Consider the following 15564-nt stretch of genomic DNA (forward strand, 5'->3'; position numbering starts at 1 on the left):
ACTTATTTCTGCCGAATTTCAACTTCAATCTCACGAGCTGTTTCCTTTCTAATAGCCAAATGAGAACCATTATTTACATTCAAATAAATGGGATCGCCAAGCGGTGCAATTTGGATAATCTCCACGGTATTGTCTGGGAAACAACCCATTTCTAAAAGCTTTAGCGGAATTTTGTCCAAATCAACATTAGTGATTGTGGCGATGTCTCCAATTTGTAATAAATCAACAGTGGTTTTCAATGCTTATTTAGATTGAATTAAGATTACAAAAGTAAGCATAAAATGAGAGTATTAAATGATAAATGTCAGTTTAACTACTTTTTATCATTTTCGCAAAGCCAATTAATATCGTCAATTAGTCGACTGATTTCTTCTTTTTTGGTTCCGTCATAAAAACCGCGAACTCTTTTTTGAGCATCGACCAAAACAAAATTTTCGGTGTGAACCATATCGTATAATTCGTTTGGCTTGCCCAATTTAACTGCTAAATAGGATTTTCGCGCTATTGCGTAAATTTCTTTTTTATCGCCGGTAACCAAGTTCCATTTAGAATCAATAACACCTTTTTCGAGAGCATATTTTTTTAAAACAGGAACGCTGTCAATTTCCGGAGTTACCGTATGCGAGAGCAGCATTATCTTTGGATTATTCAAAATTGCTTTTTGAACATCTACCATATTAGTGGTCATAATTGGGCAAATGGATTGACAGGTTGTGAAGAAAAAATCGGCAACATAAATTTTACCTTCATAGTCTTTTTGCGTAATTACTTTTCCGTTTTGATTGATAAACGAGAAGTCGTCAATGGTATGTTCTCGGGCAATATACTGAACAGTTGAATCTACTAATTCGGGATTGACGTCTGAAGGATTATAGATGGGAAGCTTTTTACTTGGTTTTAAAACATTGTAAAACAAAGTGATGGTTATGATAGAAAAAATCACAAAAGTTCCAATGAAAATTCTGTATTTCTTTATGATATCAAGCATTCTTTTTTTTGCAAAAGTACAAAAGCAACTCATTCATTGTAACATTTCAAAAACAATTAAGACATATATTTTTGTTAAAAAAAAGTTTCTTTCATCAGAAAGAATAAATTTGTATCACAAAAAAATAAACCAACTATTTATGAAGTTCACTATTCTTTCAAAAACATTGTTGACAGCAGTTGTATTTACAATTGCTTTTCAAATCAATGCACAACAAAAAACACCAGGAATTAATTTGTCTTTGATGGACAAAGCTGTAAGTCCAAAAAACGATTTTTTTAAGTTTGTAAATGGAACATGGTTAAAAAACACAGAAATTCCAGCAGATAAAACGCGTTGGGGCAGTTTTGATGAATTGCGTCAAAACACGGATAAAGATGCATTGGCTATCTTAAACGAAGCTGCTAAAAATCCAAAATATGGCTCAAATACTGATCAAGGGAAAGCCATAAATATGTATAAAGCTGCTATGGATACAGTAGCAAGAAGCAAGTACGGGATTGATCCTATACGTCCGTATTTAGCAAAAATTGATGCGGTTAAAAACATAGTTGATTTGCAAAAATTGATGATGCAGGAAGAATCAAAAGGTGGTGGCGTTGGTTTTTTTGGCGTTGGAATTGGAGCGGATGATAAAAACAGCAACCGAAATGTGGTAAGTCTTGGCCCTGGAGGATTAGGATTACCGGATAGAGATTATTATGTTTCTGACGATAAAGATTCTAAAGAAAAAAGAGAAAAATATATTCTTCATGTAGCAAGAATGTTGCAGTTTTTAGATGAAAAACCAGAACAAGCGAAAGCAAATGCGGCTAAAATTTTAGCTTTAGAAACAGCAATGTCAAGCCCAAGATTGGACAGAGTTGAACGAAGAGATGCCAGAAAACAATACAATCCAACAGCGATTTCTGATTTACAAAAAATGGTTCCGGCTATTGATTGGAATACGTATTTAGGAGAAGTTGGATTCAAAAAATTAGATACTATTATCGTAAGTCAGCCACGTTATATGGCAGCTTTACAAAAGATCTTCACGGATAATAAAGTTGAGGATTGGAAAGAGTATATGCGTTGGATGTTGTTGAGAGGATCTGCAGCTACATTATCAACTGATATTGAAACAGCAAATTGGGAATTTTACGGGAAAACATTAACCGGTGCTTTGAAACAAAGACCTCGTCATGAGAAAGCACTTCAAGTAGTTAATGGAACTGTTGGAGAAGCTTTGGGAAAATTATATGTTGAAAAAATGTTTCCGGAGGAAGCAAAAGGGAAAGCAGCTAGAATGATTAAAAATGTTATGCGCGCTTATGAAAACAGAATCAACAATTTGACATGGATGTCGGAGGAAACCAAAACCAAAGCGATTCAAAAATTAAATAGTCTAACAATTAAAATTGGATATCCTGACCGGTGGAAAGATTATTCAGCTTTAGCAATTAAAAGTCCGGACGAAGGAGGTAGCTTTTTTGAAAATGTGAGAAATACATCGGAATGGAATTGGAAAAAGGATTTAGAGAAACAAGGAAAACCAGTAGACAAAACAGAATGGGGAATGTCTCCACAAACTGTCAATGCCTATTACAATCCATCTTATAATGAGATTGTTTTCCCGGCAGCAATTTTACAACCTCCTTTTTATAATTATAAAGCGGACGAAGCAGTAAATTATGGTGGAATTGGAGCCGTTATTGGTCACGAAATCTCGCATGGTTTTGACGATGAAGGCTCAAGATATAATGCAGAAGGGAATCTTGTAGATTGGTGGACTGAAGACGATTTAACGCAATTTACAGCATTAGGAACAGCTTTAGCAGATCAATATTCAGCTTTAGAGCCGTTACCGGGAACAAAGGTTGACGGGAAATTTACTTTGGGTGAAAACATTGGAGATTTAGGTGGAATTAACGCCGCTTATGACGGATTACAATTGTATTTAAAAGAAAATGGAAATCCGGGATTAATCGATGGATATACGCCGGAGCAACGTTTGTTTATTTCCTGGGCAACTATCTGGAGAAGCAAAATGCGTGATGAAGCTTTGAAAAATCAAGTTAAAACGGATCCGCATTCACCGGGAATGTACAGAGCTTATGTGCCTTTGTTAAACTTGGATACGTTCTATAATGCGTTTGATATCAAACAAGGAGATGGAATGTATGTTGAGCCAAGCAAAAGAGTTAAAATTTGGTAATCGAATTCAAATTATAAATAAAAACCTCAAGATACTTGAGGTTTTTTTATGCTTTTTAGTAATCCAATTACGCTAATTATTGCCCAAGTTCCTTCAAGAATGACAAAAGGCCAAAATCGAATCAGATAGGAAGAAAAACACGCAATGATTCCACCAAGAATATTCAAAACATAGAACAAAACACCATCTTTTTTTATTAATGAAAAGATATTCAAAAAGTATCCAATCAAGATTAATCCAACGCCAATTGTTCCAATTATGTCAGTTGTGTTCATAAGGTTGTATTTTGAAATTTATAATCGAAAACGTTTTCCAATTTATCACTCAAAATTGTTTTTCCAACCGAACTTTTAGTTTGGTCAAATTCAGGTAAAGGTAAATGTAGTTCCATTGCTTTTTGAGTGTAATAGGCTTCTCGAGTTGGATGATATGGCGCTACTGCGTTGAAAGTTTCGTTCCAATCCCAATTGTCATTCTGAGCTTGTCGAAGAATCTTTTCAATGATTCCGATACAATCAATTTGATGGATTAAATTGATTGGCGCTTCCGGATTTTCGATATTTTTTCGTCCCGCCAAAAAATGTATTGGATGTCGGTCTTCACCAATCAATCCGCCAAATCGAATTACTGTAGTTTTGAAATTTGGATTGCCTTGCAAAAGGTTTTCTGCTTGCGCTAATTGTTTTCCACTTTCCGTATTAGGATTTGGCTTTGTTGCTTCCGTGACAACCGAATTATTATCTGCATAAACGGAAGTTGAGCTAATAAAAACAACTTTTTCAATCTTCGATTTCTCGATAAACGGAATCAGATTTTGAATTTTTTTGACAAAGCTTTCGCTTGAAGCACTTCGCAGTTTTGGTGGAATATCAATAATCAGAATTTCAGAAGTTGCAAGAAACGAATCGATTTCTCCTTTTATTTCGGTTTCTGATAATTCAATTTGAAAAGGTTGAATTCCATTACGTTCCAATACTGATATTTTTTCCAAAGAAGTCGTCGAACCGTTTACCGAAAATTCGTTTTCAAGTAATGATTTTGCCAAAGGCAAACCCAGCCAACCGCAACCTAAAATAGAGATTTGATTATTGTTTTTTGAAGCCAATTTGTTTTCTTTCTTTCTGTTTCTTTTCTGTCTCTTCATTTTGAAGTAGATAATTTAATGCTTCATAAATATCGCCAAACTTTTTATCGTATTTAGTTTCTAAAACATTTAATTTTTCATTGAAATCTTTATGCTCAATCGCGTGCTTTCTTATCATTACAAAAGTTCGCATGATGGCAATATTAACGTTAATAGCTATATCAGAATTGAGAATACCACTTAACATCGCAACACCTTGTTCAGTAAAAGCATAAGGAGTTGTTTTTATATTTCTTTTTTCTTGAGATGCGGTCACAATTTGTGACCGCATGTTAGCCCACTCTTCAATAGTTAATTGGAATATAAAATCGGAAGGAAATCTTTTCAAATTCCGTTTGACAGCTTGATTTAATGCTTTTGTCGGTATTTCATAAAGCTCAGCTAAGTCAAAGTCTAACATAACTTTGAGATTATGAATTTCATATATTTTAGATTGTAAAGTAGCAACTTTCATTATCCATACTTTTATTAGCCGCTAATGTACGAATATAACTATAATTATTTAAATTAAATTTATCTCAAACTATCAACAGCAACATTCAAAGTATCTCTTTTTCGCTCGTAATAGTTTCTCATTGCCGGCGTTTCAATCGGAATTTTTGGCGAAGGTTTTATCTTCTGTCTGATAATCACGGCATCATTCAAAACAAAAGGGGTTGGAATCATTCCCGGTTTTCTTTGAATCATTTTTATGGAAGGATTTGCAAGTAAATCAAACGAGCTTTCCACTAATTCCAAATCTAGTTTTTGTGAATTTGAAATTGAGAATTCCAATTCTAACGGAAGATTATCTACAACATAATAGGTCAACAATTTGTCCGATGTTTTCGAAGTAATATTGCTCTTAAAATCTATAGATTGTACACCGTTAGCTTTCAGATTATTGATTTGAGAATCGTTGTTTACAAAAATATCATAACGATTTACGCCTCTGTTTGGAGTGATTTTTATTTTGTACAAATGCAGATTTCCTTTAACAGTATCCCGAACGAATTCAATTGTTGGTTTGGGAATATTCTTCACCGGTGCATTAGCCATAAAAGTATATTGCGAACCATATTTGCTATACAATTTATTCGAATTTATAGCTGTTGCTGCTTTTGGTTTTTCACCTAAATAGATTTTCGTCCACTCGTCAAGATTGGTATCATAGGTTGCCCAATTCGAAGTGTTTGTATCAGCATTTAAAATGTAGACCAAGCTATTTGGCTTCCCTTTTTCATTAGTATAACTAGAAGCTTGATGCGCTTTGATAAAAAATCCAATCGAAACCAAAATGAAAAATATGGCCCAAATTCCTTTTTTGACATAGGAACCAAAAATGGGTAACAAAAGCGTAAAAGTCAAAACAGTTAAAACAGCACTTCCAAAAAGAATTTTCAATCCTAAACCAATAGGAAACATTTGTATAAAAGGCACTAAAATTATCAGCGTTGGTATTGCTAAAAGACAATTTAAAACCCAACCCGATTTTTGCGTAAGCACATAAAAGCCTAACATCAACGAACTGGCAATAACCGGAATTATCAAAAATCCAGCGCCTTGCAGTTTAAAAGCAATCCCAAGGTTGATAAGTAACCAAACAAATAATGGCGCCACCATCTGACTCATTTCCGGATTCCGTTTACCATCATTATGATAAAACAAAAAGCAAATCGCTAAAGTCAAACTCACAAATGCGTAGATGTAATCGTGACCGTTATAAGTAAATCCGTGAAGAATGTCGTTGTATTGCGGATAAAAATTGAGCAGTAATTTCCAACCAACATAAGTCACTAAACCTGCCGTAGCAAGTGAACCAAAAAGGGGAACAAATCCTTTAATGATTTCGTCCAAGCGCAAAGCACGTTTACCCAAACCAACAAAAACAAATAGGAAAAGCAAGCCAAAAGCTACAATCAGCATCGGGAAAATCCATCCAAAAGGATAACTCACAAAACTAAACGGAACATTGAAATAAACTTTGTTATCGACAGAATTAAAATTGGTTAAATCGGCATTCGAAAAATAATTCAACAATGGAAATAAATAACTTCCTTGATGTGCCAAGGTTTTCGGATCAAGATTTTCATATTTATCTTGTGCTGTGTGATAGTTAAAATGACTGTCAATAAAGGCAAAATTGAATCCCTGAATTTTTCCACTTTCTCTGAAAACGGTCAAATCGGTATCGTTGGGCAACATTTTATAAATGCTATACATCAACGAATTGGAAACTGGATAACTCACATTTCCAGCTTTGAACGCATCCACCATTTTGGCATTTCCGTCATTGGTTTCCATCAGCATATAACTTGGGCCGGAACTTCCGCGTGCTTCAAAATTCAAAACCAAACCAACTTCTTTAGCCAATTTATGTTGCGTCACAAAAAGTGCCGCGCCATTCAAACCCAATTCTTCGGCATCAGTAAACAGAATAATGATGTCGTTTTTATGCGGTGTTTTATTATGCAGATAAGCACGAACACTTTCGAGAATTGTTGCAACGCCCGAAGCATCATCGCTAGCACCTTTCGAGTACGAATGTGGAGCCGAATCATAGTGTGAAAGCAGCAATAATGCTTTTGTGTTTTTTGAACCTTTAATCTTGGCAATGATATTTTTCGATTTGACTAATGTTCCTTTTTCAGTCATGGTAAAACCTTCCTGAATCGATGTTTCTAAACCCAAATCTTGTAATTCTTTTTGAAGATAATTGGCAATAACTTCGTGTATTTTGGAACCAACAAAATGAGGTTTTTTCGAAATTTCTTTTACGCTTGCCAAAGCTCTTTTAGTAGAAAACTCCGAAAGTGGTGCTTCAGTCTGGTCATAACTTTGAGGCATCATGAAGAAGAAAATACCGAATAGCAAAGCCACAAGCACGAGTAGGGAATTAATGGAAGTATTATTTTTTCTCATTAAGATAAAATTAATGTTCTTTTTTTACCAACATATAAAAATCGTTATCCAAAAATCGATAACCTTGGTCATACACAAAATAATAAGTGTTGCCAGTTCCAGTATTTAGTATGTTGGTAAAAAAATCAAAATCAAAACCTTTGCTTAACAGTCTGGTCTTGGTGGTTTTTGATTTCCCTTCCACATTGAGGTTTGACAAAATTCGGTAATTTTTGCGTAACTTGTTGTTGATGTTTCGCATATAATTTGTGCTGTCTTTGTTTATTTTATTGTTGTAGGCATTGCGACAACCATCACTGCAGAACTTTTTGTCCTCGCGACCTACAATTTTTTCGCCACATTCTAAACAGGTTTTATCCATACCCAAAGTAATTTAATTTACATTTATTTCAACTTTTTAATCTGATACAAATCGTGTCTTCGGTCTTTCAGAATTCTGACACTTCCGTGTTCGTGAAGCTTTTTTAACAAGTCCAAATCGACATCAACAATTAAGGTCATCTCAGTATTTGGAGTTGCTTCAGCTTTTATACCATTGCTTGGAAATGCAAAATCTGAAGGTGTAAAAACGGCTGTTTGAGCATACTGAATATCCATATTATTTACTTTTGGCAAATTACCAACGCAACCTGCAATGGCAACATAGCATTCGTTTTCGATAGCGCGCGCTTGGGCACAAAGTTTTACTCGTGTGTAGCCATTTTGCGTGTCAGTTAAAAAAGGCACAAACAAAATTTCCATGCCTTGATCAGACATTAATCGTGATAATTCAGGAAATTCTACATCGTAGCAAATCATAATTCCAATTTTTCCGCAATCGGTGTCAAATGTTTTAATTTCCGATCCACCTTTCATTCCCCAATAGAGCACTTCATTTGGAGTGATGTGAATTTTGGTATACATCTCAAATGTTCCATCTCGTTTACACAAATAGCCCACATTGTATAAAACACCATTTTCAAGGTGAGGCATACTTCCGGTAATGATATTGATGTTATAGGATATGGCAAATTCTAAAAATTTTTTACGAATCGGCTCACTATAATTAGCAATCTCTCTTATGGCATCAGCTTCAGAAAGATGATTATAATCGGCCATTAATGGAGCTATAAATAGTTCCGGAAAAAGAGCAAAATCACTTCCGTAACCTGATACTACATCGATAAAAAACTCTGATTGTTCAAAAAGAGCTTCTAAATTAGCCAAAGGTCGCATTTGCCATTGGACTAAACCTATTCGAATGACCGTTTTTCTTATGTTTATTAATCTTGGACTTTTATCATAATAAATATTATTCCATTCTAATAAGACAGCGTATTCTTTGGAGTTTTTGTCACCTTCAAGATAATTTTGCATCACTTTTATAACGTGAAAATCATTGCTCAATTGAAAAGAAAGTACAGGATCGTATATTTCTTTCTGACGGACTTTTTCAATATATATTTTCGGTGAAATCTCCTTGTGGTGTTTAGTGTAATTTGGAATTCTTCCTGCAAATACAATTGCCTTAAGATTTAATTGTTCGCACAATTCTTTGCGGGTATCATAAAGTCGTCTTCCAAGACGCAACCCTCTGTATTTTGGATGAATAAAGACGTCAATACCATACAACACATCACCTAAAGGATCGTGAGTGGAAAAGGTATTATTACCGGTAATCTCCGCATAATTATGTTTTTTATTCGCAGTGTCTTCATCTACGATTAATGAGAGTGCAGAGCCTACAACTTTATCATCGACTACAATTACCAATTGTCCTTCAGGAAAAATAGACAACAGTTTTTGGATATCACGTTCTTTCCAATAAGAGTTTTCTAATTCGCTGTAAGCTTCCATCATGGAATTTTTCAATTCTTTATAGTCTTCAATACGTAAATTTCGGAGTTCAACCTTATTTATTTCTGTTTGCATAAAACGCTAATTTTGATAAAGATAGAAAAATAATATCCATTTACAAACGGTTACAAACAATTACAACCGAAAGTAAATGGTTAGTTACCGAATAATTTTTGAAAGTCGTCACAACTTTGCATCGTCGGAAATGAGAAACAGAAAACTCATAACAGGTAACGGAAAACAAAAAAATAACAATAACATTTAAATTTTAAACGCCATGAATGCAATGAAAAACAAAGTACAGTTAATCGGAAACGTAGGACAAGAACCTGAAATCAAAACGTTTGACGCAGGAAAAAAAGTAGCCAACATCACTATCGCTACTAATGAGTATTACACCAATGACAAAGGTGAAAAAGTAGAAGAAACCCAATGGCACCGTGTAAGTGCTTGGGGAAAAGTAGCTGACATCATCGAAAAGTATGTAACCAAAGGCAAAGAAATTGCCATAGAAGGGAAACTAACACACAGAAGTTATGACGACAAAGATGGGAACAAACGTTACATCACAGAAGTAGTTGCCAATGACATTCTTTTATTGGGGAAATAATAATTTCAAATACCAATGAAAAACGGCAAAGTGAAAATTTTGCCGTTTTTTTATTGCCAAAATCGTAATCTTTTAACGTAATAAACATAAAGTTGTCAACACGCAAACGTTTTCGGTGTCAATTTAAAATCAGTTAAGTGGCTTTTGTTCAACAATTTAGTTACATTTAAAATGTCAAAAAAGTCCAAACAAGAACAAAGCCATGAATAAATTAAAATTAATACTGATTTTAATTGCAGTCGTTTGCACTGCAAATTTTGGTTTTTCCCAAGTTGGAATTAATACTACAACGCCATTAAGTACCTTAGATATTAATGGGAATTTAAATGTAAAAGAGATTGGAATTTTTAATGCGTTGGTTGCTGGTTCGGGATCACTTAATGGTGGGCCAAGTTTAAGTGCTACACCAATTTCTGACGGGGTTTATATATCATTGACACCAACTACAGGAAATCAGGAATTTATATTGCCAAATGCGGTTAATGTTCCTGGAAGGATTTATGTTTTAAGGAATATTTCCAATTCTGTTGACGCATTAATCTATACTTTGGGCGGATTGTTTTTTTCAAAAAATTCAAGTACTAATACTTCAGCGCCATTAACTATGCCTTTTAATTCTGCTCTAAAAACAGTAATTATTATCAGCGATGGAATTAATTGGACTTTTATAAATTAAAACTATAATAATATCTCTAACACATCCGATATTTTTTCCAACGTTCTAAAATTAGGATGATTTACGGTATGACTAATTATTTCGTGTTCCCAAGTCGTGTGAAACGGAATATGAACAGCATAACCGCCAATGCCCAATACTGGCAAAACATCCGACTTCAAAGAATTCCCAATCATAAAAAATTCTTTTGACTCAATTTCCAACCGCTTTAAGAGTTTCTCATAATTTAATTCTTGTTTATCCGCCATCACCTCAATATGATGAAAATAAGGGCCAAGTCCGGAGTCGTGAAGTTTTCTTTGTTGGTCTTTCAAATCGCCTTTGGTTGCCACAATCAGTTTGTATTTCCCTTGAAGTGCTTTTAGTGTTTCTTCTACACCATCTAAAAGTTCAATAGGTCTTTGTAACAATGCTTTCCCCAATTCAATAATTTCCCCAATAACTTCAATAGACAAAGTATTGTTAGAGATTTTCATTGCTGCTTCAATCATAGAAAGCGTATATCCTTTTATTCCATAACCATATAAATCTAGATTGTCAATTTCGGTTTTAAACAATTCCTGTGATAAACTGTGATGGGACAAATAACTACTCATCAAACCACAGAATTTTTGTTCTGTTTCCTGGAAATAAGGCTCATTGACAAACAAAGTGTCGTCGGCATCGAAGGCAATTACTTTTAAATTCATAGTAGTTGTTTTGGTAAAAAAAACTCCATCACAAAGAAGGAGTTTTATATTTTTTCAGCAAGTCAAACATTGGGCAACGTTTGCAGCGTTTACTTTCCTTTTTTTATATTTCTCACAACATTCTGACTTGCAATTTTCAGCAATTTTGTGGAGTTTAAGAAGCACTTTTTCGGTCTTCTTTTTGGCCTTATGTTTTTCTTTATTACTCAAAATGAGTGAAATTCGGATTAATTATTAGTGATTCCAATAGAACTTTTAACGACTATTTGTTGAATATCTCTATCAAATAAATATAATCCGCCTTTGTCATCTCCAATCAAATTAATTTTATCTAAAATGGTTTTTGCTTGAGCTTCTTCTTCAATTTGTTCAGCAACATACCATTGTAAAAAGTTATGTGTCGCATAATCTTTTTCTTCAAAGGTTACATGAACCAATTTATTAATAGAGTCGGAAACAAATAACTCATGATTATATAGTTCTTCAAACATTTCTTTCATAGTTCCGAAAGAAGTTTTTGGTGCTTTTAAGTCGGTTACCATTGCGTGTCCGCCACGTTCGTTAACATACTTTACTAACTTTAACATGTGCATACGCTCTTCGTCAGATTGGGTATACATAAATTGCGCAACACCTTCTAAACCTTGTATTTCTGCCCAACAAGCCATTGATAGATAAACCTGTGAAGATTCAGCTTCGATGCGGATTTGCTTGTTTAATGCAGCTTCTATATTTTTTGATAACATAGTTTCTAATTTTTCATAAAGTTAAAAATAAATTGCTTCTTCTTAGTATGTCGGTATTGTTTTTAGCTAATCAAAGCACCATTATCAACACCATCAGCATCCGGATTTACAAAAACCAACTTCCCTTCGGCATTATTGGTCATTAAAATCATGCCTTCACTTTCAACACCACGCAAAGCTCTTGGTGCTAAATTTATTAAAACCGTCACGCGCTTTCCGATAACTTCTTCAGGAGAAAAATGTTCTGCAATTCCGGAAACTATGGTTCTAACATCCAAACCTGTATCCACTTTCAAAACTAAAAGTTTGTTGGCTTTTGGCATTTTTTCGGCTTCTACAATCGTTCCAACACGCAAATCTAATTTTGCAAAATCCTCAAATGTTGTGGTTGGTTTTTGAGGTTCGGTTACTTTATTTTCCATCGCGTTTGATGTTTTGGTAGCTTCTAATTTTTCTATTTGTTTTTGGATTTCGGCATCTTCAATTTGGGCGAAAAGTATTTCCGCTTCACCAATTTGATGACCAGCAGGAATTAAATCGGATGTTTCAGAAACCAAATTCCAACCTAGATTTTTACTATTCAAAATGGTTGCTAATTTGTTTGCTGTAAACGGCAAAAATGGTTCGCATAAAACTTGTAATGCAGCCGAAATTTGAAGCGCCACATACATTTGTGTTTGCACTCTTTCCGGATTGATTTTTACCATTTTCCAAGGTTCTTCATCGGCCAAATATTTATTTCCCAAACGCGCCACATTCATCAATTCAACTTGTGCTTCTCTGAATCTGTATCGTTCAATCGAACTTGAAATTACAGCAGGATAGGCTTTTAATTCGGCTAAGGTTTGTGCGTCAACATCATTAAATTCATTTGGAGCCGGAACAATTCCGGTATAATATTTATTAGTCAAAACCACCACACGATTGATAAAATTACCAAAAACGGCAGCCAATTCATTATTGTTTCTAGCTTGAAAATCTTTCCACGTAAAGTCATTGTCTTTTGTTTCTGGAGCATTTGCTGTTAAAGCATAACGCAAAACATCTTGCTTTTCCGGGAAATCTTGTAAGTATTCATGAAGCCAAACGGCCCAGTTTTTCGAGGTTGACAATTTATTTCCTTCCAAATTCAAAAACTCATTTGCCGGAACGTTATCAGGTAGAATATAAGTGCCTTCAGCTTTCAACATCGCCGGGAAAATGATACAGTGAAAAACGATATTGTCTTTCCCAATAAAATGAACGAGTTTAGTATCGTCTTTTTTCCAATAGTCTTCCCAGTTTTTCCCTTCTCTTGCTGCCCATTCTTTGGTAGCAGAAATGTAACCAATTGGCGCATCAAACCACACATACAATTTCTTTCCTTCGGCACCTTCAACAGGAACATCAATTCCCCAATCTAAGTCACGCGTCACGGCGCGAGGTTTCAAACCATCATCCAACCATGATTTTACTTGTCCCAAAACATTTACCTTCCAGTCTTTAGCATGGTCAACTAAAATCCACTTTTGCAAAAAATCTTGGTATCTATCTAATGGCAAAAACCAGTGTTTTGTAGATTTTAAAATTGGCGTATCGCCTGTAATTGTTGATTTTGGATTAATCAAATCTGTTGCATTCAAAGTCGAACCACAACGTTCGCATTGATCGCCATAAGCTTCGGGATTGTCACATTTTGGACACGTTCCGGTTACAAATCTATCGGCCAAAAATTGATCCGCTTTGGCATCATACAATTGTTCGGTGACTTCTTCAATGAAATCGCCATTATCATATAATTTTCTGAAAAATTCCTGAGCCGTATCGTGATGAATTTTGGATGATGTTCTCGAATAATTATCAAATGAAATTCCAAAATCGATAAACGACTGACGAATAATTCCGTCGTATTTATCAATAACCTGTTGTGGTGTAATGCCTTCTTTTTTGGCTTTCATTGAAATGGCAACACCGTGTTCATCGCTTCCGCAGATGAAGGCAATATCTTTTCCTTGTAATCTTAAATAACGGGCATAAATATCAGATGGCACATAAACGCCCGCCAAATGACCAATATGAATTGGGCCATTGGTATAAGGCAACGCGGCTGTGATGGTATATCTTTTTGGATTTTCTAACATGATAAAATTCAGTATGTAATTTGCAAAAATAAGCAATAGCTTTTTTATTTGAAGCTATTTCCAGCTTTACACTGCAATCTTTTTGTCATTTCGCTGCGCTGCATTGATTTCCCTACGCTGCGCTTCGGGTAATCCAAAAAGTATTTCCGTTGCAATCTGGGCTATGGCATTGGTTTTCTTAAACTATAATTTGATTATATTTGCTCATATCATTTTCAAAAATGAACAAAAAATCTATATTCTATATTCTATTATCTTTATTCTTTTTAAATCTTCATTCTCAAAAAAAGATGATTACACCAGCTTATCTGCAAAAAGGCGACACCGTTGCCATAGTTTCTACCGCAAGAAAAAACATTGACGACAATTTAAAACCAACTATTGATTTGCTCGAAGGTTGGGGATTGAAGGTAAAAATCGGAAACACAATTGGTTTAGATTATTATCAATTGGCAGGAACTGAAGAACAACGTACAGAAGATTTTCAAAAGCAAATGGACAATCCAAACATCAAAGCAATTTGGTGTGTTCGCGGTGGTTATGGAACGGTAAAAATTATCGATAAATTGGATTTTACCAAATTCAAACAAAACCCAAAATGGATTATTGGTTTTAGCGATGTGACCGTTTTGCATAGTCATTTGAACCGAATGGGAATTGAGTCGTTGCACGCAACGATGCCAGTCGCCATTCCGAGAGCGACAGATGAAGCTAAAAATTCGTTGTGTGCAGCTTTGTTCGGAGACAAATTGCAATACACTATAGATTGTGACGCTTTAAATCATAACGGCAAAGCCAAAGGCGAATTGGTTGGTGGAAATCTTTCTATTTTATACAGTTTGTTAGGTTCTGAATCAGCGATCGATTGCAATGATAAAATATTGTTTATCGAAGATTTGGATGAATATTTATACCACGTTGACCGAATGATGACGAACTTAAAACGCAACGGCTGTTTGCAAAGTTTGAAGGGAATAATTGTTGGTGCCATGACCGAAATGAAAGACAACGATATTCCATGGGGAAGAAATGCTCTCGAAATTATAGAAGACACTGTTAAAGGATTAAACATACCTATCATTTACAATTTCCCAGCAGGACATATTAGAGACAACCGCGCGTTGATTTTTGGGAGAATAGTTTCGATGGAAGTCAATGCTGAACAAAGTAAAGTGATTTTTGAATGATTTTAAACATTAAGAAGTTAAGAGAAATTAAGGGTTTCATTAAGCATTACAACTGAATACTGCGACTGAATACTGAACACTATTTACATGGCAGAACACAACGAACTTGGTAAATTTGGTGAAGAATTAGCTGTAGAATTTCTGCAAAAAAACGGCTATGCTATTCTGGAAACTAACTGGACATTTCAAAAAGCCGAGATTGATATCATTGCTCAAAAAGATAACATAGTTGCAGTTGTTGAAGTCAAAACCCGCTCAAGTATTGACTTTGGATTGCCTCAAGATTTTGTAAAACCAAAGAAAATCCAATTGTTAGTCAAAGCCGTAAATGAATACATAGTTTCTAATGAAATAGATTCCGAAGTTCGCTTTGACATTATTGCGATATACAAAGAAGACAAAACTTATAAAATAGATCACATTGAAGATGCTTTTTACCATTTTTAAGTAAACAAATCTTAAAATTATAGTGT

At 34.6% G+C, this 15564-nt stretch carries 16 protein-coding genes; 5 read left to right on the plus strand and 11 right to left on the minus strand.

The window, feature by feature from the left end:
- Window positions 1-2: 2 nt before the first annotated feature.
- Together RMN97_RS10005 and RMN97_RS10010 are read right to left on the minus strand one after the other, a co-directional pair.
- Window positions 3-239, minus strand: a complete 237-nt coding sequence (locus RMN97_RS10005) for a FeoA family protein (protein WP_309614379.1) — start codon at window positions 237-239, stop codon at window positions 3-5.
- A 74-nt stretch (window positions 240-313) separates the two neighbouring features.
- A complete protein-coding gene (locus tag RMN97_RS10010) occupies window positions 314-988 on the minus strand; it encodes an SCO family protein (RefSeq protein ID WP_309614380.1) in 675 nt (224 codons plus the stop codon).
- Window positions 989-1127: 139 nt separating this feature from the next.
- Between RMN97_RS10010 and RMN97_RS10015 the strand changes: the two genes are divergently transcribed.
- Window positions 1128-3182, plus strand: a complete 2055-nt coding sequence (locus RMN97_RS10015) for a M13 family metallopeptidase (protein WP_309614381.1) — start codon at window positions 1128-1130, stop codon at window positions 3180-3182.
- 26 nt (window positions 3183-3208) lie between these two features.
- On the opposite strand, the gene RMN97_RS10020 is transcribed toward RMN97_RS10015, so the two are convergent.
- Genes RMN97_RS10020 through RMN97_RS10045 form a run of 6 tightly spaced genes read right to left on the minus strand, consistent with a single transcriptional unit; the run spans window position 3209 to window position 9138 of the window.
- On the minus strand, window positions 3209-3457 hold the full coding sequence (locus RMN97_RS10020; RefSeq protein WP_309614382.1) for a CBU_0592 family membrane protein: 249 nt from the start codon (window positions 3455-3457) through the stop codon (window positions 3209-3211).
- Window positions 3454-4326 (minus strand): SDR family oxidoreductase, encoded by an 873-nt coding sequence (locus tag RMN97_RS10025; protein ID WP_309614383.1) that lies wholly within the window; start codon window positions 4324-4326, stop codon window positions 3454-3456. The genes RMN97_RS10020 and RMN97_RS10025 overlap by 4 nt, the downstream gene beginning before the upstream one ends.
- The gene (locus RMN97_RS10030) at window positions 4268-4780 is read right to left on the minus strand and encodes an ORF6N domain-containing protein (RefSeq protein ID WP_309614384.1); all 513 of its coding nucleotides are present in this window, start codon (window positions 4778-4780) and stop codon (window positions 4268-4270) included. The genes RMN97_RS10025 and RMN97_RS10030 overlap by 59 nt, the downstream gene beginning before the upstream one ends.
- Window positions 4781-4839: 59 nt before the next feature.
- Complete coding sequence (locus RMN97_RS10035; RefSeq protein WP_309614385.1) at window positions 4840-7227, minus strand: M20/M25/M40 family metallo-hydrolase; 2388 nt, start codon at window positions 7225-7227, stop codon at window positions 4840-4842.
- A gap of 10 nt (window positions 7228-7237) precedes the next feature.
- A complete protein-coding gene (locus tag RMN97_RS10040; RefSeq protein WP_309614386.1) occupies window positions 7238-7588 on the minus strand; it encodes a hypothetical protein in 351 nt (116 codons plus the stop codon).
- Window positions 7589-7611: 23 nt separating this feature from the next.
- Entirely contained in the window at window positions 7612-9138 is a 1527-nt protein-coding gene (locus tag RMN97_RS10045; RefSeq protein WP_309614387.1) for a bifunctional GNAT family N-acetyltransferase/carbon-nitrogen hydrolase family protein, read from the minus strand.
- Window positions 9139-9340: 202 nt separating this feature from the next.
- Here RMN97_RS10045 and RMN97_RS10050 point away from each other — a divergent pair, with 202 nt between their 5' ends.
- Together RMN97_RS10050 and RMN97_RS10055 are read left to right on the plus strand one after the other, a co-directional pair.
- Complete coding sequence (locus RMN97_RS10050) at window positions 9341-9673, plus strand: single-stranded DNA-binding protein (protein WP_309614388.1); 333 nt, start codon at window positions 9341-9343, stop codon at window positions 9671-9673.
- Window positions 9674-9875: 202 nt separating this feature from the next.
- Window positions 9876-10349: a hypothetical protein gene (locus RMN97_RS10055; RefSeq protein ID WP_309614389.1), complete on the plus strand. Its 474-nt coding sequence runs from the start codon at window positions 9876-9878 to the stop codon at window positions 10347-10349.
- Window positions 10350-10351: 2 nt separating this feature from the next.
- Here the strand turns inward: RMN97_RS10055 and RMN97_RS10060 are convergent, their stop codons facing one another.
- The 3 genes from RMN97_RS10060 to metG form a co-directional block, all read right to left on the minus strand.
- Window positions 10352-11038 (minus strand): HAD family hydrolase, encoded by a 687-nt coding sequence (locus RMN97_RS10060; protein WP_309614390.1) that lies wholly within the window; start codon window positions 11036-11038, stop codon window positions 10352-10354.
- A gap of 227 nt (window positions 11039-11265) precedes the next feature.
- A complete protein-coding gene (locus RMN97_RS10065; protein WP_309614391.1) occupies window positions 11266-11784 on the minus strand; it encodes a ferritin in 519 nt (172 codons plus the stop codon).
- A gap of 62 nt (window positions 11785-11846) precedes the next feature.
- A complete protein-coding gene (gene metG, locus RMN97_RS10070; RefSeq protein WP_309614392.1) occupies window positions 11847-13904 on the minus strand; it encodes a methionine--tRNA ligase in 2058 nt (685 codons plus the stop codon).
- A gap of 290 nt (window positions 13905-14194) precedes the next feature.
- On the opposite strand from metG, the gene RMN97_RS10075 reads away from it, so the two are divergent.
- Both RMN97_RS10075 and RMN97_RS10080 read left to right on the plus strand, forming a co-directional pair.
- Window positions 14195-15091, plus strand: a complete 897-nt coding sequence (locus RMN97_RS10075; protein ID WP_309614481.1) for an LD-carboxypeptidase — start codon at window positions 14195-14197, stop codon at window positions 15089-15091.
- Between the two features lie 87 nt (window positions 15092-15178).
- Window positions 15179-15538 (plus strand): YraN family protein, encoded by a 360-nt coding sequence (locus RMN97_RS10080; RefSeq protein ID WP_309614393.1) that lies wholly within the window; start codon window positions 15179-15181, stop codon window positions 15536-15538.
- Window positions 15539-15564 lie beyond the last annotated feature (26 nt).

The organism is Flavobacterium sp. (genome assembly GCF_031381455.1).
In the GTDB taxonomy this organism is placed as follows: Bacteria; Bacteroidota; Bacteroidia; order Flavobacteriales; family Flavobacteriaceae; genus Flavobacterium.

Bases quoted from the DNA above. Each gene is read 5' to 3' on its own strand.
- RMN97_RS10055 (WP_309614389.1), top strand. From the start codon at position 9,876: ATGAATAAATTAAAATTAATACTGATTTTAATTGCAGTCGTTTGCACT.
- RMN97_RS10030 (WP_309614384.1), bottom strand. From the start codon at position 4,780: ATGAAAGTTGCTACTTTACAATCTAAAATATATGAAATTCATAATCTC.
- metG (WP_309614392.1), bottom strand. From the start codon at position 13,904: ATGTTAGAAAATCCAAAAAGATATACCATCACAGCCGCGTTGCCTTAT.
- RMN97_RS10065 (WP_309614391.1), bottom strand. From the start codon at position 11,784: ATGTTATCAAAAAATATAGAAGCTGCATTAAACAAGCAAATCCGCATC.
- RMN97_RS10035 (WP_309614385.1), bottom strand. From the start codon at position 7,227: ATGAGAAAAAATAATACTTCCATTAATTCCCTACTCGTGCTTGTGGCT.
- RMN97_RS10020 (WP_309614382.1), bottom strand. From the start codon at position 3,457: ATGAACACAACTGACATAATTGGAACAATTGGCGTTGGATTAATCTTG.
- RMN97_RS10040 (WP_309614386.1), bottom strand. From the start codon at position 7,588: ATGGATAAAACCTGTTTAGAATGTGGCGAAAAAATTGTAGGTCGCGAG.
- RMN97_RS10015 (WP_309614381.1), top strand. From the start codon at position 1,128: ATGAAGTTCACTATTCTTTCAAAAACATTGTTGACAGCAGTTGTATTT.
- RMN97_RS10080 (WP_309614393.1), top strand. From the start codon at position 15,179: ATGGCAGAACACAACGAACTTGGTAAATTTGGTGAAGAATTAGCTGTA.
- RMN97_RS10060 (WP_309614390.1), bottom strand. From the start codon at position 11,038: ATGAATTTAAAAGTAATTGCCTTCGATGCCGACGACACTTTGTTTGTC.
- RMN97_RS10050 (WP_309614388.1), top strand. From the start codon at position 9,341: ATGAATGCAATGAAAAACAAAGTACAGTTAATCGGAAACGTAGGACAA.
- RMN97_RS10075 (WP_309614481.1), top strand. From the start codon at position 14,195: ATGATTACACCAGCTTATCTGCAAAAAGGCGACACCGTTGCCATAGTT.
- RMN97_RS10010 (WP_309614380.1), bottom strand. From the start codon at position 988: ATGCTTGATATCATAAAGAAATACAGAATTTTCATTGGAACTTTTGTG.
- RMN97_RS10045 (WP_309614387.1), bottom strand. From the start codon at position 9,138: ATGCAAACAGAAATAAATAAGGTTGAACTCCGAAATTTACGTATTGAA.
- RMN97_RS10025 (WP_309614383.1), bottom strand. From the start codon at position 4,326: ATGAAGAGACAGAAAAGAAACAGAAAGAAAGAAAACAAATTGGCTTCA.